General features: G+C 42.1%; 1 protein-coding gene. It reads left to right on the forward strand.

The window, feature by feature from the left end:
- A partial coding sequence (locus VN105_RS28285; RefSeq protein WP_325646596.1) for a tail fiber domain-containing protein occupies positions 1 to 1,496 on the forward strand: 1,496 nt, incomplete at its 5' end.
- Positions 1,497 to 1,606: the final 110 nt, after the last annotated feature.

Genomic DNA, 1,606 nt, shown 5'->3' on the forward strand with positions numbered 1-1,606 from the left:
GTTCTTCTGTCTACGCACAGGTGGGCATTCATACCACAACTCCTAAAAGTTCTCTGGATGTATCCGGTAAAACTGATACGTTAGGAAATTTACTATCCACAGACATTACAGGGTTGCAGGCACCCCGCCTTACCCGTTCACAGCTTACGGATAAAGGGGATACGCTGTATGGAGCTGATCAGACGGGAGCCATGATCTACATCACGGATATTTCCGGAGGAGATGTTTTAGCTCAAAGAGTTAATATAACGGCTGTCGGCTATTATTATTTTGATGGTAACGTCTGGCAAAAGATCAGCATGGGGAATAACGTTGCAGCAACCAATTGGTCTCTCGCAGGAAATACAGGAACCACAGCAGGAACCAACTTTATAGGAACTGCAGATGCCACAGATTTTGTCACCAAATCCAACGGAATCGAAGCATCAAGAGTAATCTGGGATGCTGACAATAATGCAACCCATTTGGCGGTGGGAACCACTACTGCAGCTACAGTATCTTCACCAACAAGTGGTTCGACTGCAGATAAAAAACTCGCAAAACTTACGATTGGAAACGGGGATGCAAGTATTAATTCCGTCACGGTGGGTTTAGGAGGTGGTCAGATAGCCACTAATACTGTAGTCGGTGCTTTAGCTTTAAGCAATACGACTACCGGCAGTTTAAACACTGCCATAGGGAATAATGTGTTGCCTGCCAATACCAGTGGTGCACGTAATACTGCAGTAGGACAGGCATCAATGCGGGATAATACAACAGGAAGCTGGAACACTGCAATAGGAGCTAATTCATTGATTAGTAATACTACTGGAACACGTAATATTGCACTAGGCTATGGAGCTTTATCAAATCTTCCGGTCAGTGCTTCTAATATTGGGATTGGGTTCGCCGCGGGGCAATATGATACTCCTATGACGGGAGGTAGTAATATAATCATTGGTAGAGGTGGTAGTACGCCGCTTACGATAATTACCTCTGGTAGTTCAAATATAGCAATAGGCCACACTACGGGTTATAATATAGGTGCGGGTGATAATAATATTGTCCTGGGTAATGATGCAGCTGTTGGTGTTGTGAATGGTTCTAATCAGATACAAATGGGAAACTACAATGTTACTTCTGCCAGGGTTCAGGTTGCCTGGACGATCACTTCAGACAAAAGATGGAAGGAAAATATTACCCGCATTCCCTACGGTTTAGATTTTGTAAAAGAGCTGAAACCTGTAGCCTACCATAGAATTAATGATAAAGAAAATCCTAATAAAGAAATGGGGTTTGTCGCTCAGGAAGTCGAAGAGCTTATCCAAAAATTCGGTTGGAAAGACCAGGGATTTTTAACCAAAGACACCAATGGATATCTTGCCATCCGTTATAACGATTTTATCCCGTTATTGGTAAGAGCGGTGCAGGAGCAGGATGCAAAAATCGAATCTCAAAACACAAAAATTGCAGAATTGGAAGCCTTGGTCAAAAGCCTGGCTGCAAAAATAAAATAGAGTTAGGTAACTGTAATTGAAAACGGGTAATCCATATGGGTTGCCCGTTTGTTTTTATATTATTTCAGAAAAAATATACTTCAAGGGTAGTAGATTATTTGTAAAAAAGT

The organism is Chitinophaga sp., from assembly GCF_035564935.1.
Taxonomy (GTDB): Bacteria; Bacteroidota; Bacteroidia; order Chitinophagales; family Chitinophagaceae; genus Chitinophaga.